Below are 24,289 nucleotides of genomic sequence, written 5' to 3' on the forward strand. Positions count from 1 at the left end.
GGTAGGCATGATGCATCCAGCATCGCGCTTCCTGCTGCGCTCCCGGGTGGACGACCACCTCTGCGTTCCTTCTGAATTTCACAGGGGGAGACGGACAAGGGGCGTCTGTTCGGAATGCTTCCAGAGGATGCGGGCGATTTCGCACGGCGATTCCTCACCTGCCGCCGTACGGGGACATCGAGGGTAGTTCCACCGTGATGCGGATCCCGCCGGCGGGGCGCGGGGCGAGGGTGAGTTCTCCGTCGTGTGCCTGGGTGATGGTGTTGACGATGGCCAGGCCGAGGCCGACACCTGCGTGGTGGGTGTGGACGCGCTCGGTGCCGCGCTGGAAGGGTTCGGTGAGGGTCGAGACCGACTCGGGGGTGAGCTGCTCGCCGGTGTTCTCGACCGTGAGTACCACGGTGTCGGGGCGGACGCTGGTGTGGACCCATACGGTGCCGCGTCCGGGCAGGTTGTGGACGATCGCGTTCTGTACCAGGTTGGTGGTCAGCTGGAGCAGGAGCGCCGGTGATCCGATCGTCAGGGCGATGTCGCCGCTGGCTTCCAGGGTGACGCCGTGCTTCTCCGCGAGGGGGAGGAGTGTTTCGGTGGCTTCTTCCGCCAGGAGGGACAGGTCGACGTGTTCGCGGGTGAAGGACCTCTGCTCGGCGCGGCTGAGTAGAAGCAGTGCCTCGGTGAGATCGATGGCTCGGGTGTTGACGGCGCGGAGACGGTCGATGAGTTCGCTGGTGTCGTGGTCCGGATCGCTGCGGGCCACGTCGAGAAGCGACTTCGAGACGGCCAGCGGGGTGCGCAGCTCGTGTGAGGCGTTGGCTGCGAATCTCTGCTGCTCGGCGACGTGCGCTTCGAGCCGTACGAGCATCCTGTCGAAGGCGTCGGCGAGTTCACGGACCTCGTCCGTGCGGCCCGGCAGCCGGATGCGGTGGGAGAGAGATCCGTTCGCGGCCATGCGGGTGGCGTGCGTGATGTGGTTCAGCGGGGCGAGCATGCGGCCGGCGAGGAACCACCCTCCTCCGAGACCGAACACCAGCAGGAACAGCATCGTGATGGCCGCCATCGGAGCGAAGTCACGTGCGACGGAGAGGCTGTAGCCAGGCACGAAGACGAGCCCGACGTGCTTCACACGAGTCAGGAACAACCATCCGGCGATGAGCATCAGGGCGCCGGCCAGCATGAGGAATCCGGTGTAGCTGAGGGTGAGTTTGAGGCGAACGCTCAGCCCGGGACGCCTATCCACGGTCCCTTCCTGTACGTCCGGTGTCGGGCGCCGTGTCTATGCGGTAGCCGACGCCCGGCACGGTGGCGATGAGCCAGGGTTCGCCGAGGCGCTTGCGCAGGGCCGAGACCGTGATGCGTACGGCGTTGGTGAACGGGTCGGCGTTCTCGTCCCACGCGCGTTCCAGGAGTTCTTCGGCACTGACGACACCTCCTTCGGCGGCGACGAGGACTTCGAGCACGGCGAACTGCTTCCGGGTGAGCGCGACGTAGCGGTCGTCGCGGTAGACCTCGCGACGGAACGGATCCAGACGCAGACCGGCGATCTCCCACACGGGCGGCCTGTTGTGCGCGCGCCTGCGGTCGAGTGCTCTGAGCCGCATGACGAGTTCTCGGAGTTCGAACGGTTTGGTGAGGTAGTCGTCGGCACCGAGTTCGAAGCCGGATGCCTTGTCGTCGAGACGGTCGGCTGCGGTGAGCATCAGGATGGGCATGCCCGTGCCGGAGGCGACGACGCGTCTGGCGATCTCGTCGCCGGACGGTCCGGGGATGTCGCGGTCGAGGACGGCGATGTCGTAGGCGTTGCAGCTGAGCAGTTCCAGAGCGGTGTCGCCGTCACCGGCCATGTCGGCCGCGATCGCTTCCAGACGCAGGCCGTCGCGGATGGCTTCTGCCAGATAGGGCTCGTCCTCGACGATCAAGACACGCATGTGCTCAAGGCTACGAGTCAGCACTTATCGTCGGCGTATCGAAAACCGCATACGTGTCGGTAACATCGCGTTGCTTTCACTGGCGGAATGACTCCGAACCCCAGCACCAGCACGAACAACGGCCCGCCGGGTTCGCCGGCTGATCGTCGCCTGCCTGACAGCCGTCGTAGCAGTGATCAGCGCAGGAGTCCCCGCCTACGCGGTGCAGGAGTCCTCGCCCCGGTCGTCCTCCTCCGAGCCTTCTTCGCCCCGGCCGTCCTCCTCGGAGCCTTCTTCGTCCCAGCCGTCCTCCTCGGAGCCCTCTTCGTCCCGCTCGTCTTCCGCGCCTTCCTCGTCTTCCGCGCCTTCCTCGCACCACGAATTGCGCACCGATGCGATCGACCGCGGCGTGCCCCGGCTGCATGCCGCCCCCGGGCAGGACCCGAGGACGTGGCGGTGAACGGCAGCGGGAAGCAGTGAACGGCAGTAAGCAGTCAGCGGCAGTAAGCAGTCAGCGGACAGCAGTGAGCGAGGACAGACGATGACGCAGGTGGACACGGCCGGGACCGGGCAGGGCAGCCCGGCGGACACCGGTGTGCCGGGTGCCGGAGCCGGTGCCGCGGCGGCCGGGACCGGCGGGACGCGGCGTGCGCGGATTCATCGGGCGATCCGCGCCCTCTCCCGGCCGGGGCTGTGGAAGCGCGGCCCGGTGCCCGCGGCGTCGGCGCTCGTGCTGGGCCTGCTCATGCTGGTGCACGCACAGATCACCGACAGTGGCGGCCTCGGCAGTCTGGTGGAGACCTTCCTGCCGTGGTTCGGCCTGTTCGTCCCGGTGCTGCTCGCCGTCGCGCTGTGGCGCCGCTCGGCCTCCGCGGTGGTCGCGCTGCTGCTGCCGGCCCTGGTGTGGCTGAACCTTTTCGGCGGGCTGCTCGGCGACAGGTCCCGGTCGGGCGGTGACCTCACCGTGGTCAGCCACAACGTCGGCGCCGAGAATCCCGACCCGGCCGGTACCGCCCGCGACCTGGCCGCCTCCGGTGCGGACGTGCTGGCCCTGGAGGAGATCACCCAGCAGTCCCGGGGCACGTACGAGAAGGAACTGGCGAAGGCGTACCCCTACCATTCGGTGCAGGGCACGGTCGGACTGTGGAGCAAGCTGCCGCTGTCGGACACCCGGCCGGTCGACATCAGGCAGGACGTCGGACCACTGGGGGACACCAAACCGGCCGAGGCCAAGATGGCCGACAACCGGGCGCTGCGCACCACGGTGGCCACGGACCACGGACCACTGGCGGTGTATGTGGCCCACCTGGGATCCGTACGGGTGAATCCCAGGGCAGGCTTCTGGACGGACTCACGGGACCGGAACGCGCGGGCACTCGGCGAGGCCCTCGCCGTCGAGCCGAACGAGCGGGTGGTGCTGCTCGGTGACCTGAACGGCACCATGGACGACCGCGCGTTCGACGGCATCACCTCGCAGATGCGCTCGGCCCAGGACACGGCGGGGGAGGGCTTCGGCTTCAGCTGGCCGGCGGCGTTCCCGGTCGCGCGGATCGATCAGATCCTGGTCCACGGCGTGGAACCGACGAGTGCGTGGCTGCTGCCGGAGACCGGCAGCGACCACCTACCGGTGGCGGCCGGAATCCGCTGGTGACCGCCAGGACCGGCGCACGACTGGTGAAAACCTGACATCGCTGGTGAGCACCGGCACATATCGTCGGCGTATCGAAAACCACATACGTGCCGACAACACCACGCCGACTTGACTGGAGGCATGTCCAACAGCGAACCAGCACGAACAGCGGGCGTGCGCCCGACCGTCGAACCGATCAGCGCCGCCGAGCACTTGGCGTTCGTGCGGACACAGCGGTCGGCCAGCTTCCTGCAGACCCCGGCATGGGCCCGGGTCAAGACCGAATGGCGCGGCGAGTCCCTCGGCTGGTTCGACGGTCGGCGACTGGTCGGTGCCGGGCTCGTCCTGCACCGACCGGTGCCGCGGCTCGACCGCTTCACGCTGGCCTATCTGCCAGAAGGCCCGGTCATCGACTGGACCGGCGAGATCGGCGCATGGCTCGCTCCACTGGCGGCGTACCTCAAGGCACACGGCGCGTTCGCGATCCGGCTTGGCCCACCGGTGTACACGAACACCTGGAGCGCCGCCCAGGTCAAGGAGGGCATCGCCGATCCGGGCATCAAGCGGCTCACGGAGTTGCCCAGCCAGTGGGACGACCCGGTCGGCGCCCGTGTGACCGGTCGGCTCAGGGAGGCCGGCTGGCTGCCGCAGAACCCGCAGGACGGCTTCGGGGTCGGGCACCCGCAGTTCAAGTATGAGATTCCGCTGGTCGGCAGGACCGAGGACGACCTGCTCAGGGGCATGAACCAGCTCTGGCGCCGCAACATCAAGAAGGCGGCCAAGGAGGGGGTCGAGGTCACGATCGGTGAGGACCTCAAGGCGTTCCACGGCCTCTACGTCCACACCGCCGAGCGCGACCGCTTCACACCCCGGCCGCTGCGCTACTTCGAGACCATGTTCGCGGCGCTGCGCGCGGAGGACCCCGAGCGGATCAAGCTCTACCTGGCCCACCACCAGGGCGACCTGGTCGCCGCCACCGTCCTGGTCCGCGTCGGCGCCCACGCGGTGTACGCCTACGGTGCCTCCGCCACCCGGAAACGCGAGGTGCGCGGCTCCAACGCCTGCCAGTGGGCGATGATCCGCGACTCCCTCGCGGCCGGCTGCGACGTCTACGACCTGCGCGGCATCACCCCGACCCTCGACGCCGACGACGCGCACGTCGGACTGATCCAGTTCAAGGTCGGCACCGGCGGTCAGGCCGTGCGGTACGTCGGCGAGTGGGACCTGCCGCTGCGGCCGATGGTCTACCGGGCTTTCGGCCTCTACCTGCGGCGGCGCGGGCGTGGCTGAGTCCCAAGGCGGACTCCGGCCTGGCCGGCTACGCGAGCGCGGCGGCGACCTCGTCGAGGCCGAGCGGGATCATGCTGTTTCCCTGTAGGTCATGCCCCCAGTCAAGGCGCCGCGGTGTATCGCCGGTGTATCGAAATCCGCATACGTTCCGGCAACACCACGCTGCCTTGACTGGAAGGCATGACCTACAGCGACCCGCCCCGCGTCACCGTCTATGGGTGCGGCCCGGATGAGGCCGTCTTGTTCCGGCAGTTGGCGCCTCGTTTCGGCGTGACGCCGACCATCACGGACACGCCGGTATCCGAAGCCAACAGCGAGCTGGCAGCCGGCAGCCGATGCATCAGTGTCGGGCACAAGGCTTCCATCACCCGCGCCACTCTTCGTGCGCTCGGTCAAGTCGGCGTGACGTACATCTCTACGCGAAGCATCGGCTACAACCACATCGATGTGGAATACGCCGACAGCATCGGCATTTCGGTGGAGAACGTCACCTACTCGCCGGACAGCGTGGCCGATTACACGTTGATGTTGATGCTGATGGCAGTGCGGGATGCGAAATCCATCATCCGCCGTGCAGCCATGCACGACTACAGGCTGAGTGAAGCGCGTGGGAAAGAGCTGCGCGATCTGACCGTCGGGGTGATCGGCACCGGCCGCATCGGCACTGCGGTCATCGACAGACTGCGGGGCTTCGGCTGTCGAATACTCGCCCACGACAATCGCCCCAAGGCTGCTGTCGACTACGTTCCGCTCGATGAACTGCTGCGGCAGAGCGACATCGTCACGCTCCACACACCGCTTGCCGCGCATACCCGCCATCTGCTGAATCGGCGGCGTATGGAGCAGATGAAGCACGGTGCGTTCATCGTCAACACGGGGCGCGGTGCGCTCATGGATACCGAGGCCCTCCTTTCCGCATTGGGAAGCGGCAGGCTGGGCGGCGCGGCGCTGGATGTCCTCGAAGGCGAGGAAGGCATCTTCTACTCCGACTGTCGGAACAAGCCCATTGAAAGCAAGGTGCTGCTGCGACTATCCCGAGCGGAGGAACTGCTGGGCGCGGTGGAAACCGCGAGGCAGTTCGACTCGAAAGTGCTGATCGAAGAGGCTGTCGTCGGCAGCGAGATCGGTTGCGCCATCCTGGGGAACGAAAAGGATCTGATGGCGGGCGAGGTGGACCGGATCGCCCTCTCCCACGGCTTCTTCCGCGTCCATCAGGAGGATGACCCCGAAGCCGGTTCCGACAACTCGACGGCAATCGTTCCCGCTGACATTCCAGCGGAATCACGCCGGCTCGTGCAGTACACGGCCATGGCCGTGTATCGAGCCCTGGGGTGCAGGGGACTGGCGCGGGTGGACCTGTTCCTCACGAAGGACGGAACAGTGGTACTCAACGAGGTCAACACGTTTCCCGGTATGACGTCGTACAGTCGCTATCCGAGGATGATGGCCGCCGCAGGGATGCCGCTCAGCGAAGTGATCGACCGTACGGTGTCGCTGGCCTTGGCGGGAAAGAGCCGATGAAGGAGGACTTCGTCTTCGTGGACGAACTGGCGCCCGACATGCGCTGGGATGCCAAGTACGCCACGTGGGACAACTTCACCGGCAAGCCGGTGGACGGATACCTGGCCAATCGAATCGTCGGCACGAGGGCCTTGTGCACAGCCCTGGAGCGAGCCAGGGAGAAGGCCGAATCCCTCGGTTTCGGCTTGCTGCTCTGGGACGGTTACCGCCCGCAGCGCGCCGTCGACTGCTTTCTGCGCTGGTCGGAACAGCCGGAAGACGGCCGGACGAAGTCGCGGCACTATCCGAATATCGGCAGAGCCGAGATGTTCGACAGGGGATACGTGGCCGCCAAGTCGGGCCACAGCCGCGGGAGCACCGTGGACCTGACGCTCTATGACCTGGCCACGGGCGAACTCGTTCCCATGGGCGGTGGCCATGACTTGATGGATGCCATCTCGCATCATGGAGCGAAAGGCATCACGCAAGTCGAAACGAGGAACCGTCAGTACCTTCGGTCCATCATGGAGGCGTGCCGTTTCAGTGCGTACGACTGCGAGTGGTGGCACTACACCCTCCAAGACGAACCTTACCCGGACACCTATTTCGACTTTCCCGTCAAATAGCCGAGTCGGTCGAACGAGAGTGTGATCAGTCAGGCGCCGACGCGGCAGTGCAGCAGCCTGCCGCTCCGGATCAGCCGCTCGCGTCGGCGATCCGACCGTGCCGACCCTTCCGGAGATCCGCCGTCCCCTCGCCGTCGTCCTCCACCCGCCGGTCGTGACCGCAGCCGGACTGCTGAGCTGGTCCCTCTGGCGCGGACGGCACCGGACGGCACCGGACGGCACCGGACGGGAGTCCGACGCGGCCACAACCGACGCCGGACCGCCGACGAACCCACTGGACAGACCACGAAACCGGCCTGGAGAACGCTCAGATGCGGACCACGACTTTTCCTCGGACGTGCCCGCGCTCGGAGTGGGCATGGGCTTCCGCGATCTGTTCGAGCGGGTAGGAACGCTCGACGCGCGGTGTGTAGCGGCCTTGTCGGCCCAGCTCCCCGGCTGCCGCGAGAAGCGCGGAGTCGTTACGCGCGTTGGCCAGATGCGTGCCCAGACGAGCTGCTTCGGCATGGTCGGCGACGGTCGACACACGGGTGGGATCGCCCACGATCGCGACGAGGTCGGACAGGGACCCGGAGGCCACGGTGTCCAGCGCGAAATCGATACCGTCCGGGGCGAGGGCGGAGACGCGCTCCGCGAGCCCCGCGCCGTAGGTGGTGGCTACTGCCCCAAGAGCGCTGAGGAACTCGTGGTTGTGCCCGCCGGCCGTTCCGACGACCGTGGCGCCCTGCGCGACAGCGATCTCCACCGCGGCGCTGCCCACGCCTCCGGCGGCGCCCTCGATGAGAAGGGTGCGCCCCTTGAGGGAACCGAATACCTCCAGCCCGGCCAGCGCGGTCACGGAAGCCAAGCCGGCACCGGCGGCCTCCTCGTCGCTCCATACGGTCGGCGCGGGGGCCCAGGCCGAGAGCACAGCCAACTCGGCTGTAGCACCGGTGACACCGCCCAGCCCGAAAACACGGTCCCCGATACTCACCCCGCGCACCTCGTCACCGATCTCGTCCACCACGCCGACGGCATCGCGTCCGGGGATCGCGGGCAACTCCACGGGGAGCACGTCACGGACCGCGCCGCTGCGTACCTTCCAGTCGACGGGATTGACGCCGGCCGCCGAGACCCGGATGCGTATCTCGGCGGGGCCAGGACGCGGATCCGGCACTTCCTCGATCACAAGGGTCTCTGTACCGCCGTACTCGTGATAGCGGGCTGCGCGCATGGTTGTCCTGCCTTACCGGATCGGTGGGCTCGGTGAGCCTCGACGCCAGCTACGCTAAAACCTCACGCCGACGTCAGATGCAAGTCGGACGAACGGCCCGAAGAACGGAGGACCGGTGCGTATCGGTGAGGTGGCGGAGAAGGCGGGAGTGAGCGTCCGGGCCCTGCGGTACTACGAGGAGCAAGACCTGCTGCGACCCGACCGCAGTGCCGGAGGCCAGCGTCGGTATCCCGATACCGCCGTCGGTCGGGTCAGACTGATCCAGCAGCTCTTTGCCGCCGGCCTGCCGAGCAGGTCCGTACGTGAGGTGCTGCCGTGCGTGGATACCGGCACAGCGGCCCCGGGGCTCCTGGACCACCTGGAGACCGAACGCGCCCGTATCAGCCGGCGGATCATCGACCTGCTCGCGGCGCGGGACCGGCTCGACAATGTGATCGCCAACACGCGGAACCCTCCTCCTGAGTGCAACCACACGCAGTGAAGAGTGCTGTTCCCGCGGCCTTACGCGCGTCACACCAACTCGAACATCACCGTGTTTCCCGGATCGCGCCGGATGAAGGGCGGCGCGGCCCGGCTCTGCGCCTTGTCCGGCCACACCCGGCCCCCTTCGGCCCGTGCGGCGCCGAGGTGCGCGATCCTGGAGACATGGAGATCGAGATCCTGGTCGTACCCGACTGCCCGCACCAGCGACTCGCCGAGGAACGGGTGCGACAGGCGCTGGACGTCGCCGGGTTGACCACCGCCGGCGTCACCACGCGGGTGGTCGGCGACCAGGCCGAGGCCGAGCGGGCCGGTTTCACCGGCTCCCCGACGATCCTCGTCGACGGCCGCGACCCGTTCGCCGAGCCTGGCGCCACCCCGACCCTCGCGTGCCGGATGTACCGCACCCAGGGCGGCCTGGCCGGGGCGCCGGGCGTCGACCGGATCCGTCGCGCACTCGAAGACGCCGGGCGGGGCTGATCACGGACCCGGCCGACGGCTTGGCGGCGCGACGGCGTCGACCGGCCGGCCCTCAAGCGCTCAACCTCAGCCCAGTGTTCGGCAGGCGCCGCTACCGGCCCGCGGGACGCCTACTGGACGTGCGTTGTCCGTCGCTCGGCATCGCGGATGGCGCGAGCGGCGTTGATGAGACCGATGTGACTGAACGCCTGGGGGAAGTTGCCGAGGGCCTCCGCCGTGACGGAGTCGGTCTCCTCGGCCAGCAGGCCGACGTCGTTGGCATGTGTGAGGGCGGCCTGGAAGACACCTCGTGCCCGGGTGGTGTGGCCGGTGACGGCGAGGGCCTGGGCAAGCCAGAAGGTGCACAGCAAGAAGGAGCCCTCCTCTTCCTGCAACTCGTCGGTGAGGTAGCGGCGGACCAGGCCCTCGCGGTCGGTCAGGTGGGTGGCGATGGCCAGCACGGTGGACTGGACGCGGGGGTCGTGCGGCGGCAGGAAGCCGACGATGGGCAGCATCAGCGCGGACGCGTCGAGGTCGTCGTTGTCGAATGCCTGGGTGAAGACGCCGAGGCCGGGTTTCCAACCGCGTTCTTCGATGGCCTGGCGGATCCGGTCGCGCTCCTGCTGCCAGTGGGACAGGCGTTCCTCGGCCCGCAGGGCGGGGGCCATGGCGATGGCGCGGTCGAGGGCGACCCAGCACATCAGTTTCGAGTGGAGGAAGTGTCTGCTGGGGCCGCGTCTTTCCCAGATGCCCTGATCCGGTCGGGACCACCGCTGGGCCGCTGTCTCGGCCGCCTGGATCAGGAACGTCGCGGTGGCCGGGGCGAGGGGTTCACCGGGCGGAAGGGTCTGGTGAGCGGCGTCGAGGAGTTCGCCGTAGACGTCGAGCTGGCGTTGGCGCCAGGCGTCGTTGCCGATCCGTACGGGGCTGCTGTCGCGCCAGCCGGTCAGGTGCGGCAGCAGCCGCTCGCTGAGATCGCGTTCGCCACCGATGCCGTACATGATCTGCAGGTCGACGCCGCGGTCAAGTTGGGTTGCCGCGGCTCGGGCGAGGAAATCGAAGAACCGGTTCTTCTCCTTCTCGCAGGCGGCCGTGGCGAGCGCTTGCAGGGTGAAACTCGCGTCACGGACCCATGTGTAGCGGTAGTCCCAGTTGCGCTTTCCGCCCACCGTCTCGGGCAGGGACGTGGTGGCCGCGGCGACGATGGCCCCGGTGGGGGCGTAGGTCAGGGCGCGCAGCACGCGTCCGCTGTGGCCCACCTCGTCCTGCCAGGGGCCGGCGTACCCGCGGTGGAGCTTCGACCAGGAGCGCCAGCCTTCCACCGTGTCGGACATACGGCGCCGGATCCGCCCCGCCCGCCAGCTCACCGGAGCGGTTTCCCACATCGGCCCGGCGTGCAGGGCGAATCCGAGGCGGCGCCCCGCCGGGAGCGGGATCCGCCCGTGCGCCGTGGACCCGCTCACCCGCAACTCGACGGGGCTCGACAGCAACAGGACGTGGGCGCCCCCGTACGCCACGAGCCCACCTCGTACGGCTGACAGGAGCGGGTGGACGAGTCCGAACTCGGGGCGCGGCGCGTACGAGATCTCGATGTCCACCTGCCCTTCGGTGCAGGTGATCTGCCGCAGGAGCGTTCCGGGGGAAGCGGTGCCGAGCGCGTGCCCGCGTTCGCGCCGCCCGAGGGCGAGCGCGTCACGCAGGACCGCCGTACCCGTGGCTGTTCGGAAGGTCGTCTCCAGAACGAGGGTGTCCTCGACGTACCTGCGGCTGATGTCGCCCACGTCGGTCGGGCGGATGACCCAGTGGCCGGCGTCCTCGTCGAGGAGCCGAGCGAAGATCGCCGGGCTGTCGAACCGGGGCAGGCACAGCCAGTCCACCGAGCCGTCGGTGGTCACCAGCGCGGCCGAGCGGCAGTCGGACAGCAGAGCGTGGTCACTGATCGGTCGCGTGCTCATGTGCCGCAGCCCGCCTGCCCCGGGCCGGACGCGGCCCGGCCGGGACGCTCCTCTCCTCGCCACCGCGCGACCGGCTCGCCGCGGCGCAGCGGGGTCGAGGCGTGGCGGCACAGGGCGAGGAAGCGCCGATGGCCCCATCGCCACTGGTCGGTGACGCTGAGGGCGAGGTCCGCGGCGATCCGGTGGAGCGCCGGCGTTCCCAGCCGGGCCCAGGGAAACGGTGGACCTTCGCGGCCGTGACCGTCTTCCAGCCGGGCGGAGCAGCGCTCCTCGACGTCGTCGGGGTCGGCCTCGACAAGGAGGGTACCTGTCGGCGCGGTGAGCTGGATGCACCGGTACAGCAGGGTGTGCGGGTCGCCGCCGATGCCGATGTTGCCGTCGATGAGCAGGACGGTCTGCCAGTCGCCCTCGGCCGGCAACTGGTCGAACACCGATCGGCACAGTGCGATCCCGCCGAGGACGGTGGTCTGGGCGACCGCGCGGGGAGCCAGGTCGACGCCGAGCGCGAAGACGCCGCGGCCCAGGAGGGCCCTGCACAGCCGTCCGGGTCCGCAGCCGGCATCGAGAACGGGATTCACGCAGCGTGCCAGCACGGTCTCGTCGGCCCGGGTGGGCCGCCCGTACCAGCGGTGTACCGGCACCTGGATCCTGCGCCTGCCCGCCAGCCGCAGGTACACCGGTGCGGGACCGGCCCGACGGGCGAGTGCGTAAGGGTCCGCGCCGTCACAGGACGACTCCTCGTCGGTCGTCATGGTGTGGTGCCCGGTGTGGGGCGTGTCGTGTGGGTGTGGAGGTGGGGGTAGGTGGTTTTCCGGGTCCGGCGGAGTTCGAAGGCGAGGGCCGAGGCGAGGGCCGAGGCGAGGAAGAGTACGGCCGGCGTCCGGCCGTCCGTCCCTGTCCATCCGCTGCCTCCTTCCACCACCGGCCCACTCCTCACCAACCGCCCGGAGCCCGCATCCCCCACGACGGATGACCGTCCACAAACCCATCGGGAAGCCAGCTACAACCTGACACGGAACAAGCCGCACCGCCGTGCCGGACGGGCATGCGGGTGTCTGGCTCTGTTCACGAGAGACGACAACGTCTCTACGGGGATTGGTGAGGCACCGAGGTCCTGGGCAGGGTCAGGGGCAGGGTCAGGGCCCAGAATGTTCAGAGTTTCGCCAGCGGGCGGAGGCCGTGCCGTCTTGGGGTGGACCGGGCCTGTTCGATTGCGAGGATCCTGGGTTTCGGGGTTGAAGTTGCCGTTGCGGCAGCTTCTACCGTCGTGGCCAGGGCCGGAACGACCGGCCCGGCGACACCTACGTGCGGGAGTGGCGATGGACTGGCCGATCGCGGAGGTGGCACGGATGTCGGGCGTGACCGCCCGGACACTGCGCCACTACGACGAGACCGGCCTGCTGCCGCCGGCCCGGATCGGCGCCAACGGTCACCGCTCCTACGAGGAGCACCAGCTCCTGCGGTTGCAGCAGATCCTCGTACTGCGAGCGCTGGGCGTCGGGCTCCCGGAGATCGGCCGGATCCTGTCCGAGCAGGTCGACGAGGTGGACGCCCTGCGGGGCCACCACCGACGCCTCCTCGCGGAGCGGGACCGGCTCGACGCTCTGGCCGGCACCGTCTCCCGCACGATCGCCGAACTGGAGCAGTCCAGGAAGGACGACCGTCCCATGGCCATCAACCGCCCGGAGAACCTCTTCGAGGGCGTGACGCCCTCGCACTACGAGGACACCATGCGCGACTACCCCGAACTCGCCGAGGCGGTCGGACGACGCGCCGCCACGATGAGCCAGGCCGACGCCGACACCGCGCACCGTGAGCGCACCGCGCAGATGATCCGGCTGGCCGAACTCATGGTCGCGGGCCATCCGGTCGACGCCGACCCGGCCCAGGCCGAGATCGACACCCAGTACCGGGCACTGACCGAACTGCGCGCTGTCTCCGCCGAGGAGTACCGGGCCATCGGACGCTCCATCATCGACAACGAGACGTGGCGCGCCGCGTACGAGGCCATCGCCCCGGGGCTGGCCGGGTACCAGTGCGACGCCATGGAGGCGTACGCCGCCACCCGGCTGAGCTGAGACACGACGCAGCCGCCATCGGGGGAGGGCGACGATGGCGGCTGCACCGCGTCACGGCGGGCCACGATGTCCGATCCCGAGAACCGGCCGCTGCCGCCTCAACCGGGTGCTGCCCGTCCATTCTCATGAACCTCGGCTTCCCCTGCACTCACGCGCTCCACGCCACGAGGGGACCCACACCGGACAGCCACCCCCACCACCATCTCCGCAACCACCCCCACAACCACCCCCACACCCGTCCCCGGCGCGCGCCCCACACCCATCCCCGGCGCGCGTCCCGTCCCTTCAGCGGGCATTCAGCTTGCGCATGCGACCCTGACCCTGTGCGCATTCTCGTGGTGGAAGACGACGTCCGGCTGCGTGAACTCCTCAAAGAGGGGCTGGAGCAGGAGGGGTTCGCCGTCGACACGGCCCATGACGGGCCGAGCGGGCTGGCGTTGGCCGGGCGCGCGTACGAGCGTGGATACGCCGCGGTCGTACTCGATGTGATGCTCCCCGGGCTGTCCGGCTATCAGGTCTGCAGACAACTGCGGGAACGTGGCATCTGGACGCCGATTCTGATGCTGACCGCGAAGGACGGCGAATACGACGAGGCGGACGGGCTCGATGTCGGAGCGGACGACTATCTGACCAAGCCCTTCTCCTACGTCGTCCTGTTCGCGCGGTTACGTGCCCTGGTCCGGCGGGGTGACCTGCACCGGCCCGAAGTGCTGGCGATGGGCGATCTGCGCCTGGAACCGGCGGCGTTGGGCTGTTCCCGGGGTGATGAGAGCATCACTCTCACGGCGAAGGAGTTCGCCGTGCTGGAGTACCTCGCCCGCCACGCCGGCCAGGTGGTCTCCAAATCCGAGATCGTGCAGACGGTGTGGGACACCGCCTACGACGGCGGCGCCAATCTCGTCGAGGTCTACATCAGAAGCCTGCGCCGGAAGATCGATGTGCCGTACGGCCGCAGTGCGATCCGCACGATACGGGGCGCGGGATATCTACTGGCCCGTGACGGAGGATGAGGATGAGGATGAGGACGCCATGAGGTTCGTGACCGGGATGAGCGTCCGCGCCAAGGCAGCTCTGGCCGCCGCCGGGACCGTCGCGTTCGCACTCGCGCTGTGCATGCTGGCCCTTGTGCTCGCGCTCCAGCACAACCTGCGCGACAGCGCGAACATGGACGCGACGAAGACCGCCGACACCATCAACACCCAGTTGCAGGAACTGCATCCCGTGGAGAGTAAACCCCTCATCCTCGGCTCAGACGACATCAACCTCCGGGACGGGACGGGCCACGACGTCGTCCCCGCGCCCGCGGGCGAAACCGCGGCTCCGCTGGTACTCAAGGACAGCGCCAGCGCCTCGCCGCTGAGCGTGACCGTGCGCCCCTCGACCACCGCCGTCGACAACGCCACCGGTCTGCTGCTCGGCAAGGTGGCCCCCGCGGCCGTCGGACTCGTCCTCTTCGTGGCCGCTCTCACCTGGCTGCTGGTGGGCCGAGCCCTGCGGCCCGTCTCCGCCATCCGGCAGGAGTTCACCGAGATCACCGAACGCGATCTGCACCGCCGGGTCCCCGTGGCGGCGGCACGGGACGAGATCTCGCAGTTGGCACAGACCATGAACAGGACGCTGGACCGGCTCCAGCAGGGGATGAACCGGCAACGCCAGTTCATCGCGGACGCCTCCCATGAACTGCGCAGTCCCATCGCCGCCCTGCGCGCCCAACTCGAACTCGCTCTGGCCCGCCCCTCGCGGACCGATTGGCCCACCGCGGTGCACAAGGCGCTCGGGGACACCGAACGGCTCCAGGCCGTCGCCTCCGATCTGCTGTTGCTCGCCCGGCTCGACGCGCAGGAAACGCACCGCAGAACCGCGGTGGACCTGTCGGAACTCGCGGCCGAGGAATCACAGCGCCAGCCCCGCACGATCACCATGTCGGGCGACGGCGGCGGGGAAGGCCCCGTGGTCACCGGCAGCCGGGTGCAGCTTCTCCGCCTCCTGACCAACCTCGCCGACAACGCCCGCAGACATGCCCGTACCAGGGTCTCGATCACCGTGGGTGTCAGTGACGGAACGGTCGAACTGGCCGTGGACGACGACGGCCCCGGCATCCCTGAGGCCGACCGCGAGCGTGTCTTCGAACGCTTCACCCGGCTGGACGGCGCCCGCGCCCGCCAGGACGGCGGCACCGGCCTCGGCCTCGCCATCGCCAGGGACATCGCCCGAGCCCATGGCGGGACGCTCGCCATCGAAACCAGCCCCTGGGGCGGCGCCCGTCTGCTTCTACGCCTGCCACGGGCCCAGGAGGAGGCCAGGGTCGCCTGCGCAAGCTGAATACCCGTTGTGCTGAATACCCGTTGTAGGGGCAGGGAGGGGCGGGTGCCGGGGACGGGTGTGGGGGGATGGGTGTGTGGGGTGGCTGTGGAGATGGTTGTGGGGGTGGCTGTCCGGCGGCGTTTCAGCGGGACTTCGGGAGTTCAGCGGGGCTTCAGGGGTTTCAGCGAGGACTCAGCATCGATCCGTGAGAGTGAGGTTGTCGACGGATCGAACGGTCCGCCGAAAGCCACCTCTGTAGAGAACATGAAGGAGACTCCTGTGTCTCGGTTCCGCTTCACTGCCACCAAGCGTTACGGCGTCCTGCTCGGCCTCGCGGCTGGTTCCCTGGTGCTGGGCGTCGCGACCTCCTCCGCCTCGGCCTCCTCGGCGTCGCACCATGACGCCAAGCCGGCCAAGAAGTGCAAGGTCGTCATCGTCGAGGTGGGCGGCCGTGCCGATGTGCCGGGTGTTCCGGCCAAGCCCGGCAAGCCCGCCGATGTGCCGGGTGTTCCGGCCAAGCCGGGCAAGCCCGCTGACGCGCCGGGTGTTCCGGCCAAGCCGGGCAAGCCCGCCGATGAGCCGAGTGGGAGGTGTGTGATCTTCGTGGATCAGCATGGCAACCGCCTCACGCCGGTGGAACTGCTTGAGGACGGGCAGCCGTCCAAGCTTGAGCCGACCCGGCCCGAGGCCACTCGTTCCTGAGCCGTCGGCCGGTCCGTCGGCCGGTCCGTCGGCCGGTCCGTCGGGAGCGGGTCGGCCGCGGTCGGGCGTGTGAGCGCGACCGCCGGTCGAGTCGGCCCGGACTGCTTCGCCCCGTCGCTGTGCGGCGGGGCGAAGCACTGTCGGAGCTGCACGGCGTGCTCTCTCCCCCCACGATGCGGTTCTGGCCGTCGCCGCGCAGCAGGATGGCCGCCGCCAACCGCGTCGGCGGCGTCTTTCGGCCCCGCTCGAACGCGGTCGGACTCAGGACAACTGGCCTGGGATTCCGGCGGATGAAAGGACAGGTCGGCGCTGTCGCCGGCGCGCTGGCCGGAGTGGCCACGGCGGCCCTCGGCCTGACACTGACGACCCAGTTCGTGATCACGCTGTCGTGCTCGCCGTGGTGTCGGCGGTGGCGACGTGCGGGCTCGGGCCGGACGGGGAAAACGCTCGGCAGGCGCAGCGGCCCAAGACCGCTCGCATGCCGGACGCGGGCGAACGGGATGCGGGCGGGCAGGGGCCGAACAGAGGGATCATCGTGCTGCTGCTCGCGCCGATGACCTTCCTGGCCGCTCTGGTGGAAGATGCACCCGCCTCCTGGGGCGGCGTGTATCTGAGGCACGTCGGTGCGGACGCCGCAACAGCCGCCGCCGGATACGCGGCCTTCTCAGCGGGGGAGGCCGTCACCCGGCTGCTCAACGACCGGATGGTCGACCGCATCGGCTGGGCCCGCCTGATCCGGGCCGGCACCCTGTGCTGCGCTGCCGCGCTGAGCGCGGCGCTGCTGCTCGGACAGCCCGGGACCACGCTGGCGGCGCTCGTCGTCGCCGGTGCCGGGATCAGCGCCGTCTTTCCCGGTGTGTTCACACCGGCGGGTGGGCTTCCCGCCGCGCCGCAGGCACCGAGGCAGGTGGCGCGGACGTGACGTACAAACGAGGTTCCCGCCGCGTTCCGGGACGCAGTCGGCAAGCCCGACGGGTTCGTGAAGGCCGCGATCGAACCAAACCCGTCCGCTCCGGCCTGAGTTCGCCACGCGGACGTCGTCCAGGCGCCCCGACCGCGCAGGCGAGGGGCGCCGTCCTTCTCCTCGCTGTCGAGAGCACGTACAACAGGGCCGGGACGGAAACAGACTACTCATTTCTCCCGGTCCGCATCAACTTCCTCAAGTAGCTCCCCGGTGAAGTTTCCCTTTACCCACTGAAGTGTGGATGGCCGATATCCAGTGCTCTCCCGGTAGTACGCTTCCACTGCTGAACGAACATCACTCAGCGGTATGGCGCTAACGCGGTTGAAGAAACTCGGACACCACGGATCGCTCACAATTTGCGGGTCGACCGCCGGAGGGGCCGGGTTCCATGAAACCCAGACGTACTCTGCCACATCGGCGCTTGCGAATGTTTTGATCTGTTCTGCGACCCCATCGGTGCAGTGCCAGATGAGTGCACCGTAGCCGGAATCGTAGTCAAGACCGATCGAAAGCACGTTATCAATGTCTTCGGTTTCGTCCTTGACGGCCTGGATGTCTACGTTCAGATAGCCTTCCTTATTTTCTTCGGCGAAGATTTCATCGAGGAAATCCTGTAGTTCGCGGTCGTTCGTCAGGTGCAGAGGCTCTTGTCCGAACACCTTGATCGTCACTTCTTCACCCTTCCGCCCCACTGCTGGAAGACCAGGCACCGTGGGGGGCCGTAGCTACCGCTCGATAAAACGGAATAAGAACTTTCTGGTCCGCCCCTCATTTCGCGGCCCCCGGCCTCGGCACCACATCGACATGCTCGGCCGTTACTCCTTCCCGCTGTCCGAGATGCCCTGCGGCCCGCGCCCGCTGTGCGCTGCGGACGCCGCCGCGTCGTGTGGCCGCGGGCAATGTCACGGGGGAGTGGTCCCGGAGGCGGTGCCCCCGGCTACCGGGCCCGGCCCGGGGCCGGAAGCGTGCGCGGTCGTAGGCGCTCGCCCTGCGGCCCGAACATGATCAGGTATTCGACCGGTCCGCCGGGGTCGGCGTTCGCGACTCCGTGGGCGGTACGGGTGTCGAACTCGGCGACGTCCCCGGCGCTCAGGACGAGGTCCTGCTCGCCGAGCGCCAGCCACAGCCGCCCGTACAGGACACACAGCCATTCGTACCCGTCGTGGGAGACCTGCCGCGGCCGGGTCGGCGGCGCGTCGACGGCGGGCAGGACGTGCTTGTGGGCGTGCAGGCCCCCCACGTACCGGGTCAGCGGCAGCACCGCCTTGTCGTCGCCGGGACGCTGCTGCATCGGGGTGCGCGGTCCGGCCGCGGCGGCGGGTGCGGTGCCCGCCAACTCGTCCAGGGAGATGTCGTACGCCTTGGCGAGCTGGAGCAGCACCTCCAGGGTCGGATTGCGCCGGCCGGTCTCGATCCGCGACAGCGTGCTCAGCGAGATACCGGTCGCACAGCTGACGCCGGTGAGTGTGGCGCCGCGCTGCTCGCGCGCGGTCCGCAGCCGGGCGCCCATGGCCGCCAGCGTGTCGGCTATGTCGTCGTCCGTCACCGTCACCGTTGCCCCGCTTCCTTCCGCTGTACTGCCTTTATCACCCTGTCCTGCAAGTTTGCCAGACTGGCAAGGGGGCTCGCTTCGGGCGGCCGCTGCGCCGCATGATCGGTGGGTAACCGCGGCCGTCCGTGAACCGAGGAGAAACCATGCACCACCCCGCGCCGTCCGCCGACCTGCACCACCGCACCATCGAGGCACCCGCCGGGCGCCTGCACCTGGTCGAGCAGGGCACCGGTCCGCTGGTCCTGCTCGTCCACGGCTTCCCCGAGTCCTGGTACTCCTGGCGCCGCCAGCTCCCGGCCCTCGCGGCGGCGGGGTACCGGGCCGTGGCGCTCGACGTGCGCGGCTACGGCCGCTCCTCCAAGCCCGCCGCGACGGACGCCTACCGGATGCTCGACCTGGTGGAGGACAACGTCGCCCTGGTGCACGCGCTGGGCGAGGAGAAGGCGGTGGTCGTCGGGCACGACTGGGGTTCCAACATCGCGGCAACCTCCGCCCTGCTCCACCCCGAGGTCTTCCGCGCCGTCGGACTGCTGAGCGTCCCCTACGCGCCGCCCGGCGGCCCCCGTCCCACCGACGTCTTCGCGCAGATGGGTGGCGATGAGGAGTTCTACGTCTCGTACTTCCAGGAGCCCGGCCGGGCCGAGGCGGAGATGGAGCCCGACGTCCGGGGCTGGCTCGCGGGCTTCTACGCGGCCCTGTCCGCCGACACCATGCCCGGCCAGGGCGAGCCCGACCCGCACTTCGTCACCCGCGCCGGCGGCAAGCTGCGCGACCGCTTCCCCGGCGGCAAGCTGCCCGCCTGGCTGACCGAGGACGACCTCGACGCGTACGCCGGGGAGTTCGAGCGCACCGGCGTGACCGGGGCCCTCAACCGGTACCGCAACATGGACCGCGACTGGGAGGACCTCGCCCAGTACGGCGGTGCCGCGATCAAGCAGCCGTCCCTGTTCATCGGCGGTGCCCTGGACGCTTCCACCACCTGGATGGCCGACGCGATCGACGCCTACCCCGCCACCCTCCCCGGCCTGGCCTCCGCCCACATCCTGGACGGCTGCGGGCACTGGATCCAGCAGGAGCGTCCCGAGGAGGTCAACCGCCTGCTGACCGACTGGCTCGCCTCCCTCCAGGACTGAATCGCCGGGTGTGCCGGCCGGATCCGTCGCAGGACAACCCCGGCCGGCACACCCGAGGGCATCGCCCGGACCCCTGAGCTGACTCTGGGGGGTGTCGGTCGCGGTACTCGACGGCGCATCGCGTCGATCGCTTGCCGATGATCCTGCCACCGCCGCCGTCCACCCCGCTTCGGTGTCCGGGCCGCAGTGCCGGGCACCCTTGAATCGAATCAGCCCGCCAGCGCGATGAGGATGGTCGACACACCGTTGTTGACCGCGTGAACGATGACCCCTGGCCACACCGACTTGGTGCGCACCAGCAGAATGCCGTTGATCGCGCCGACGACGATCGCCGGAATCAGAGCCAGGTTGATGCCGTGGGCCAAGGCGAAGATGACGGTGCTGCCGATGACGCTCACCCATGTGCCGTACCGGGTGAGCGCAGTGGAGACCACCCCTCGGAATGCGAACTCTTCGCCGAGGGGAGTCAGAACGGCGATGAACAGCAGTTGCAGGGTCAGGGCGAGTGGACCGGCGTTGGAAGCGGCGTGGTAGTCGCCTTGCGGATCTCCGTCCGTGCTCCCGGTGATCGCCACGACGATGGCGGCGACCACGCGGGTCAGGACGAACGCGAGCAGCCCGAAGCCGAGCGAGAGGAAGATCCAGCGAGCCGTGATGGCGCGGACATTGAACGCGGACCAAGAACGCCTACGGATGACGAAAGCGGCGAAGAAGGCGAGCAGGCCCATGATTCCGGAGAGCGCTGCGAGAGACAGCCCGCTCGCGACCGACTCGTCGTGGGTGAGTGCGCTGACGATCGGCACGCCGATGATGAAACTCAGGATGTAGGCGACGGCGGCGGCGAACATCTCGGGCCACCCGGGTCGCTGCTCCTCCGCACCGATCAAACCTTCCGGCGTGGCGTTCAAATCTGTCGGAGCGGCGTTGAGGTTCATGGAAGTGTCTCTCATGGGGGTCGGGTTTTTCGACGGGCTGTCTGTGTTGGCCTGGTTTCGCGTATGTGTGGGCGTTGGGCGTTGAGCGGAAAGGTATTTCGCAGAACGGCCGGGAAGCCGGTCGGCGTCGGACCGGGCCGCAACGATGCCTGCCATCTCGCGCCGACGGTCCGCTGGGGACGGTGAGTTGACGTCGAGCGTGGCAGGCACCGCAGCCACTGGCGGCACACTGTACCGCACATCGTGCGGTACAGTGTGCCGGTATGCGGGTGCGCTCCTCGGCATGGCCGTTCGGGAGGAGATCGTCGAGGCCCGCGCTCCGTCCGGCCTCGACGCGAGAGATCGGTTCGCCGAACGTCCGCCGTGTCGTGGTTGAGGCGGGTGGGTGTGGTGGTGGGGGGCGACGACGGATCGACGTTGCTTCCGACGCGCTGATGCTTGTCAACGGGCTGTGCCTGAAGGCACTGCGCCCTCCCGATCAAGCCGACCTCGGTGCCGCGAAGAACACCATCCGCTGGTTCGCCCAGCTGATGGTCGACCGTCGATCCGCGTCGTCACGGTGACGTTCCACCTTGTTCGGGATGGTGAACCACGCCTCCGGAGGCGCTGTGCGACGAGCAGTCAATTCGTCCGTGGTCGCCGGATCCCGCAATCCTTCACGCAATCCTTCACGCAATCCTTCACGCAGGTTTCGCGTCTGGGGCGTTCTCCTCGGGAGCGGTCAGGGACTCTTCCGCGAACCAGCGAAGTGTGGCTTCCGCCCGGTCGAGCGCTCCTTCGCCCTTGTCCAACAAGAGACTCAGGTGCAACCCGTCCACGAGGGCCACGAACCGGTTGGCCAGCACCTCCGGTGTGTCTCGCGGTGCACTTCCGTCCGCTGCCAGAAGCGTGAACCAGCGTGTCACGACCACGACGGACTCATCGTGCCCGGAGCGCACCATTTCCAGCACCTCCGCGTTGGCATCGGAGCCAAGAGCGAGGGTGAGCCGTTCGAACCACATCGAAAGGGCGGAATGCCGGTCCGCCATGCCGGGGAGGAACTGCCGCAGGCTCGCGTACAGGCGATCCACGGGGGCCAGGGAGACATCCTGGATCCACTCTTCGCTGAGCACCTGGGAGATCACCCGCTCCGCGACGGCCCGGTAGAGCAACGCCTGTGAGGGGAAATACGCCCGCAGAGTCGTCGCGCCGATACCGGCCGAGGCGGCGACAGATCGCACGCTCAGGCCCCGCAGACCTTCCGTTCTGGCGAGGCGCGTTGCCACGTCCAAGATGTGCTGTCGCTTGTCTGCATTCCCAACCACGTCGCGATCCTATCCCGCAAGAGCGGCCTCGTACGGCGCGTACAGGCGCATGACCAGGTTGAACCGGCCGCCGGCCGGGACGGGAAGCCAGTTGCCCCGGGTGCGTCGGGTCGCGGGTTCGAAGCGGATCCGGTGGCCGCGAGGGGCGCCTCGGGGTGCGGCTCAGCGGTGGTTCGGGACGACGGTCTCGAACGTGCCGGTGAACGTGTCGAGAAGGGTGAGCAGGGTGTCGAGGTCGGTGCGGTCACCGTCGACTGCGGCAGCGTCCTTCGTCAGGAGTTCGTCGAGTGGCACCGATCCGTAGGCGAGGTGTGCCAGCGCGGTGTGGGTGATGCGCAGGGTACCGGCCGGTGTCTCGGTGTCGATCGGTTGCCGGTGCCGCAGAACGCCGTTGTCGATGATGACCGTGCGCGTGTCGCTGGTCGGCCCGAGCCCGCTGCCGTCGGCGGTGACTTCGAGTCCGATGCGGAGCCGGGTGCCGGCCGCGCGGGGGCCGTTGAGGCGGATGGCCAGGTAGTCGAGGATCGCGTCGGTGGTCATTCCGGCGATGAGGTCGGGGCTGATTCCCGCACCGGACGGCTTTCCGCTGGGGGCGCCGTGGCGCAGTTCCTGGGCGCCGACGAGGTAGAAGTTGCGCCAAGGGGCTGCTTCGGACTGGTGGCCGAGCTGTTCGAAGACGTCCGCCTGGAGCAGGCGTGCGGCTTCGTGGCCGGGGTCGGCGGCCAGGGCGTGCTTGAGCAGTTCGGCGGCCCACCGGCCCTCGCCCGCGTCGTGGGCGGTGCGCGCATGGCCGACCACGGCATTGATTCCGCCCATCAACTCGATGTAGCGTCGGCCGGCCCGGGTGGGCGGCAACGGGTCCAGGTTGGCCGGGTTGCCGTCGAACCAACCGAGGTAGTGCTGGTAGACGGCCTTGACGTTGTGGCGTGTGGCACCGTAGGTGCCGCGGTTGTCCCAGTGGCGGTCGAGCGAGTCGGGCAGCTCGATCAGTTCGGCGATCTCGTTCGGCGTGTGGCCGTGGTTGGCCAGGCGCAGTGTCTCGTCGTGGAGGTAGCGGTACACGTCGCGGTGCATGCCCAGCAGTTCGGCGATCTGTTCCTGGCCCCAGACGGGCCAGCCGTGGCCGATGAACATGACGTCCGAGACATCCCCGTACAGGCGCAGCGCATCGTCGATCGCGGTGCTCCAGGCCGCCGCGTCACGGACCGGGGCGCCACGCAGCGTGTACAGGTTGTGCATGTGATGGGAGATCAACTCCGCCATGCACAGGGCTCGGTGCTCGGGGAGGTGGAAGTTCATCTCCGCGGGCGCCTCCGTGTCGGGAGCGTACTGGAAGACGAACCGGACACCGTCGAGGACCAGTTCGTCCCCTGTACGGGAGACCTCGTGTGTCGGCCGGATCAGTGAGGTCCGGCCGGTCGCCAGGGCGGCGCAGCTGCCGTTCATCACGTGTCCCAGGGCGCCCTTGGGCAGCGGGCCGCCGAACATGAAGGCGGAGCGGCGCCTCATCGCGACGCCGGCAGAGACGTTCTCGCTGACGGCGTGCTCGTAGAAACCGGCGGGGGCGACCACCGGGATGCGCCCGGACCGCACATCCGCCTCATCGACGACTCCCTTGACCCCGCCGAAATGATCGAGATGTCCGTGCGTATGCACGACCGCCGTTACCGGACGGTCGCCGAGCTGCTCGCGGACCAGCTCCAGCGCCGCCTCCGAGGTCTCGACGCAGGTGAGGGGGTCGATCACGACGTAGCCGCGCTCGCCGACGACGACGGTCATGTTCGCGGCGTCGTAGCCGCGCACCTGGTAGACCCCTTCGGTGACCTCGAACAGGCCGTGATGTCGCAGCAGTTGGGCCATGCGCCACAGGCTCGGGTGCACGGTCACCGGGGCCTCGCCTTCGACGAAGGAGTACGCCGCCAGATCCCAGACCACCCTGCCCGAGGCATCGCGGACGACGGGCGGCTCGATGGAGGCGAGTCTGCCGCGCCGTGCGTCCTCGAACGCCCGCCGGTCCTCCCACGGCAGTCCCCGCGCAGCGGCGGCGTGCCGTCGCGCCGTGACCGAACCGGCTTCGTGTGAGCTGTTCCCCGACGGCGTATCGGCTGTCTGCGACATCTTCTTCTCTCCTCACTGCGAGCACGGGCGCTCTCGGACACGCGGTCGGCAGTCGATTCGGCGTGTCTTCGCCTTCCGTCTCGGGTCAGGCGTGATGCGCCGCGCGGGAACCGCGAATACCTCGATCCAAGGTATGCCGAAG

The 24,289-nt window shown here is 68.8% G+C and carries 24 protein-coding genes and 2 pseudogenes; 14 read left to right on the top strand and 12 right to left on the bottom strand.

Annotation, left to right across the window (positions count from 1 at the left end; translation table 11 throughout):
- Positions 1-154: 154 nt before the first annotated feature.
- The 3 genes from ACFC09_RS16900 to ACFC09_RS16910 all read right to left on the bottom strand — a co-directional run bounded on the left by ACFC09_RS16900 (position 155) and on the right by ACFC09_RS16910 (position 2,294).
- Positions 155-1,237 carry a sensor histidine kinase gene (locus tag ACFC09_RS16900; protein WP_376528509.1) on the bottom strand — a complete coding sequence of 361 codons (1,083 nt, stop codon included), beginning with the start codon at positions 1,235-1,237 and terminating at the stop codon, positions 155-157.
- Positions 1,230-1,925: a response regulator transcription factor gene (locus tag ACFC09_RS16905; RefSeq protein ID WP_376528512.1), complete on the bottom strand. Its 696-nt coding sequence runs from the start codon at positions 1,923-1,925 to the stop codon at positions 1,230-1,232. The genes ACFC09_RS16900 and ACFC09_RS16905 overlap by 8 nt, the downstream gene beginning before the upstream one ends.
- A 195-nt stretch (positions 1,926-2,120) precedes the next feature.
- Positions 2,121-2,294, bottom strand: a complete 174-nt coding sequence (locus tag ACFC09_RS16910) for a hypothetical protein (RefSeq protein WP_376528514.1) — start codon at positions 2,292-2,294, stop codon at positions 2,121-2,123.
- A 151-nt stretch (positions 2,295-2,445) separates the two neighbouring features.
- Between ACFC09_RS16910 and ACFC09_RS16915 the strand changes: the two genes are divergently transcribed.
- The 5 genes and pseudogenes from ACFC09_RS16915 to vanX all read left to right on the top strand — a co-directional run bounded on the left by ACFC09_RS16915 (position 2,446) and on the right by vanX (position 6,950).
- Entirely contained in the window at positions 2,446-3,555 is a 1,110-nt protein-coding gene (locus ACFC09_RS16915; RefSeq protein ID WP_376528517.1) for an endonuclease/exonuclease/phosphatase family protein, read from the top strand.
- Between the two features lie 120 nt (positions 3,556-3,675).
- Positions 3,676-4,824, top strand: coding sequence for a lipid II:glycine glycyltransferase FemX (locus ACFC09_RS16920; RefSeq protein WP_376528520.1), 1,149 nt, complete (start codon positions 3,676-3,678; stop codon positions 4,822-4,824).
- A gap of 180 nt (positions 4,825-5,004) precedes the next feature.
- A pseudogene (locus ACFC09_RS16925) lies at positions 5,005-5,820 on the top strand (NAD(P)-dependent oxidoreductase); the annotation flags it as partial.
- A gap of 30 nt (positions 5,821-5,850) precedes the next feature.
- A pseudogene (locus ACFC09_RS16930) lies at positions 5,851-6,345 on the top strand (D-alanine--(R)-lactate ligase); the annotation flags it as partial.
- Positions 6,342-6,950, top strand: coding sequence for a D-Ala-D-Ala dipeptidase VanX (gene vanX / locus ACFC09_RS16935; protein ID WP_376528523.1), 609 nt, complete (start codon positions 6,342-6,344; stop codon positions 6,948-6,950). The pseudogene ACFC09_RS16930 and the gene vanX, both read left to right, overlap by 4 nt.
- A 307-nt stretch (positions 6,951-7,257) precedes the next feature.
- Here vanX and ACFC09_RS16940 read toward each other — a convergent pair whose 3' ends face one another.
- A complete protein-coding gene (locus tag ACFC09_RS16940; protein ID WP_376528527.1) occupies positions 7,258-8,163 on the bottom strand; it encodes an NADP-dependent oxidoreductase in 906 nt (301 codons plus the stop codon).
- A 115-nt stretch (positions 8,164-8,278) separates the two neighbouring features.
- On the opposite strand from ACFC09_RS16940, the gene ACFC09_RS16945 reads away from it, so the two are divergent.
- Positions 8,279-8,644 carry a MerR family transcriptional regulator gene (locus ACFC09_RS16945; protein ID WP_376528530.1) on the top strand — a complete coding sequence of 122 codons (366 nt, stop codon included), beginning with the start codon at positions 8,279-8,281 and terminating at the stop codon, positions 8,642-8,644.
- 164 nt (positions 8,645-8,808) lie between these two features.
- Positions 8,809-9,123, top strand: coding sequence for a hypothetical protein (locus ACFC09_RS16950; protein ID WP_376528533.1), 315 nt, complete (start codon positions 8,809-8,811; stop codon positions 9,121-9,123).
- 110 nt (positions 9,124-9,233) lie between these two features.
- Here the strand turns inward: ACFC09_RS16950 and ACFC09_RS16955 are convergent, their stop codons facing one another.
- Positions 9,234-11,057: a glycoside hydrolase family 15 protein gene (locus tag ACFC09_RS16955; RefSeq protein WP_376528535.1), complete on the bottom strand. Its 1,824-nt coding sequence runs from the start codon at positions 11,055-11,057 to the stop codon at positions 9,234-9,236.
- A complete protein-coding gene (locus ACFC09_RS16960; RefSeq protein WP_376528538.1) occupies positions 11,054-11,809 on the bottom strand; it encodes a class I SAM-dependent methyltransferase in 756 nt (251 codons plus the stop codon). The genes ACFC09_RS16955 and ACFC09_RS16960 overlap by 4 nt, the downstream gene beginning before the upstream one ends.
- A gap of 567 nt (positions 11,810-12,376) precedes the next feature.
- Between ACFC09_RS16960 and ACFC09_RS16965 the strand changes: the two genes are divergently transcribed.
- From ACFC09_RS16965 to ACFC09_RS16985, 5 genes are all read left to right on the top strand, one after another.
- The gene (locus tag ACFC09_RS16965) at positions 12,377-13,135 is read left to right on the top strand and encodes a MerR family transcriptional regulator (RefSeq protein ID WP_376528541.1); all 759 of its coding nucleotides are present in this window, start codon (positions 12,377-12,379) and stop codon (positions 13,133-13,135) included.
- 323 nt (positions 13,136-13,458) lie between these two features.
- Positions 13,459-14,145 carry a response regulator transcription factor gene (locus ACFC09_RS16970; protein WP_376528543.1) on the top strand — a complete coding sequence of 229 codons (687 nt, stop codon included), beginning with the start codon at positions 13,459-13,461 and terminating at the stop codon, positions 14,143-14,145.
- A 19-nt stretch (positions 14,146-14,164) separates the two neighbouring features.
- A complete protein-coding gene (locus ACFC09_RS16975) occupies positions 14,165-15,457 on the top strand; it encodes a sensor histidine kinase (RefSeq protein ID WP_376528547.1) in 1,293 nt (430 codons plus the stop codon).
- 81 nt (positions 15,458-15,538) lie between these two features.
- Positions 15,539-16,141: a hypothetical protein gene (locus ACFC09_RS16980; protein ID WP_376528550.1), complete on the top strand. Its 603-nt coding sequence runs from the start codon at positions 15,539-15,541 to the stop codon at positions 16,139-16,141.
- Positions 16,142-16,619: 478 nt separating this feature from the next.
- A complete protein-coding gene (locus tag ACFC09_RS16985) occupies positions 16,620-17,063 on the top strand; it encodes a hypothetical protein (RefSeq protein ID WP_376528553.1) in 444 nt (147 codons plus the stop codon).
- Positions 17,064-17,272: 209 nt separating this feature from the next.
- Here ACFC09_RS16985 and ACFC09_RS16990 read toward each other — a convergent pair whose 3' ends face one another.
- Positions 17,273-17,776, bottom strand: coding sequence for an Imm1 family immunity protein (locus tag ACFC09_RS16990; RefSeq protein ID WP_376528556.1), 504 nt, complete (start codon positions 17,774-17,776; stop codon positions 17,273-17,275).
- 266 nt (positions 17,777-18,042) lie between these two features.
- The gene (locus ACFC09_RS16995) at positions 18,043-18,651 is read right to left on the bottom strand and encodes a helix-turn-helix domain-containing protein (RefSeq protein ID WP_376528774.1); all 609 of its coding nucleotides are present in this window, start codon (positions 18,649-18,651) and stop codon (positions 18,043-18,045) included.
- Positions 18,652-18,800: 149 nt separating this feature from the next.
- Here ACFC09_RS16995 and ACFC09_RS17000 point away from each other — a divergent pair, with 149 nt between their 5' ends.
- The gene (locus ACFC09_RS17000) at positions 18,801-19,790 is read left to right on the top strand and encodes an alpha/beta fold hydrolase (RefSeq protein WP_376528558.1); all 990 of its coding nucleotides are present in this window, start codon (positions 18,801-18,803) and stop codon (positions 19,788-19,790) included.
- Positions 19,791-19,999: 209 nt separating this feature from the next.
- On the opposite strand, the gene ACFC09_RS17005 is transcribed toward ACFC09_RS17000, so the two are convergent.
- Positions 20,000-20,725: a lysostaphin resistance A-like protein gene (locus ACFC09_RS17005; protein ID WP_376528560.1), complete on the bottom strand. Its 726-nt coding sequence runs from the start codon at positions 20,723-20,725 to the stop codon at positions 20,000-20,002.
- A 434-nt stretch (positions 20,726-21,159) separates the two neighbouring features.
- Here ACFC09_RS17005 and ACFC09_RS17010 point away from each other — a divergent pair, with 434 nt between their 5' ends.
- On the top strand, positions 21,160-21,288 hold the full coding sequence (locus ACFC09_RS17010; RefSeq protein WP_376528562.1) for a hypothetical protein: 129 nt from the start codon (positions 21,160-21,162) through the stop codon (positions 21,286-21,288).
- Positions 21,289-21,405: 117 nt separating this feature from the next.
- Here the strand turns inward: ACFC09_RS17010 and ACFC09_RS17015 are convergent, their stop codons facing one another.
- From ACFC09_RS17015 to ACFC09_RS17025, 3 genes are read right to left on the bottom strand one after another with little or no spacing between them, the layout of a single operon-like run.
- Entirely contained in the window at positions 21,406-21,990 is a 585-nt protein-coding gene (locus ACFC09_RS17015) for a TetR/AcrR family transcriptional regulator (protein ID WP_376528564.1), read from the bottom strand.
- A gap of 48 nt (positions 21,991-22,038) precedes the next feature.
- Positions 22,039-22,158, bottom strand: a complete 120-nt coding sequence (locus ACFC09_RS17020; RefSeq protein WP_376528777.1) for a DUF1214 domain-containing protein — start codon at positions 22,156-22,158, stop codon at positions 22,039-22,041.
- 33 nt (positions 22,159-22,191) lie between these two features.
- Positions 22,192-24,147: an alkyl/aryl-sulfatase gene (locus tag ACFC09_RS17025; protein WP_376528566.1), complete on the bottom strand. Its 1,956-nt coding sequence runs from the start codon at positions 24,145-24,147 to the stop codon at positions 22,192-22,194.
- Positions 24,148-24,289 lie beyond the last annotated feature (142 nt).

Source organism: Streptomyces sp. NPDC056161, from assembly GCF_042268025.1.
Lineage (GTDB): Bacteria > Actinomycetota > Actinomycetes > Streptomycetales > Streptomycetaceae > Streptomyces.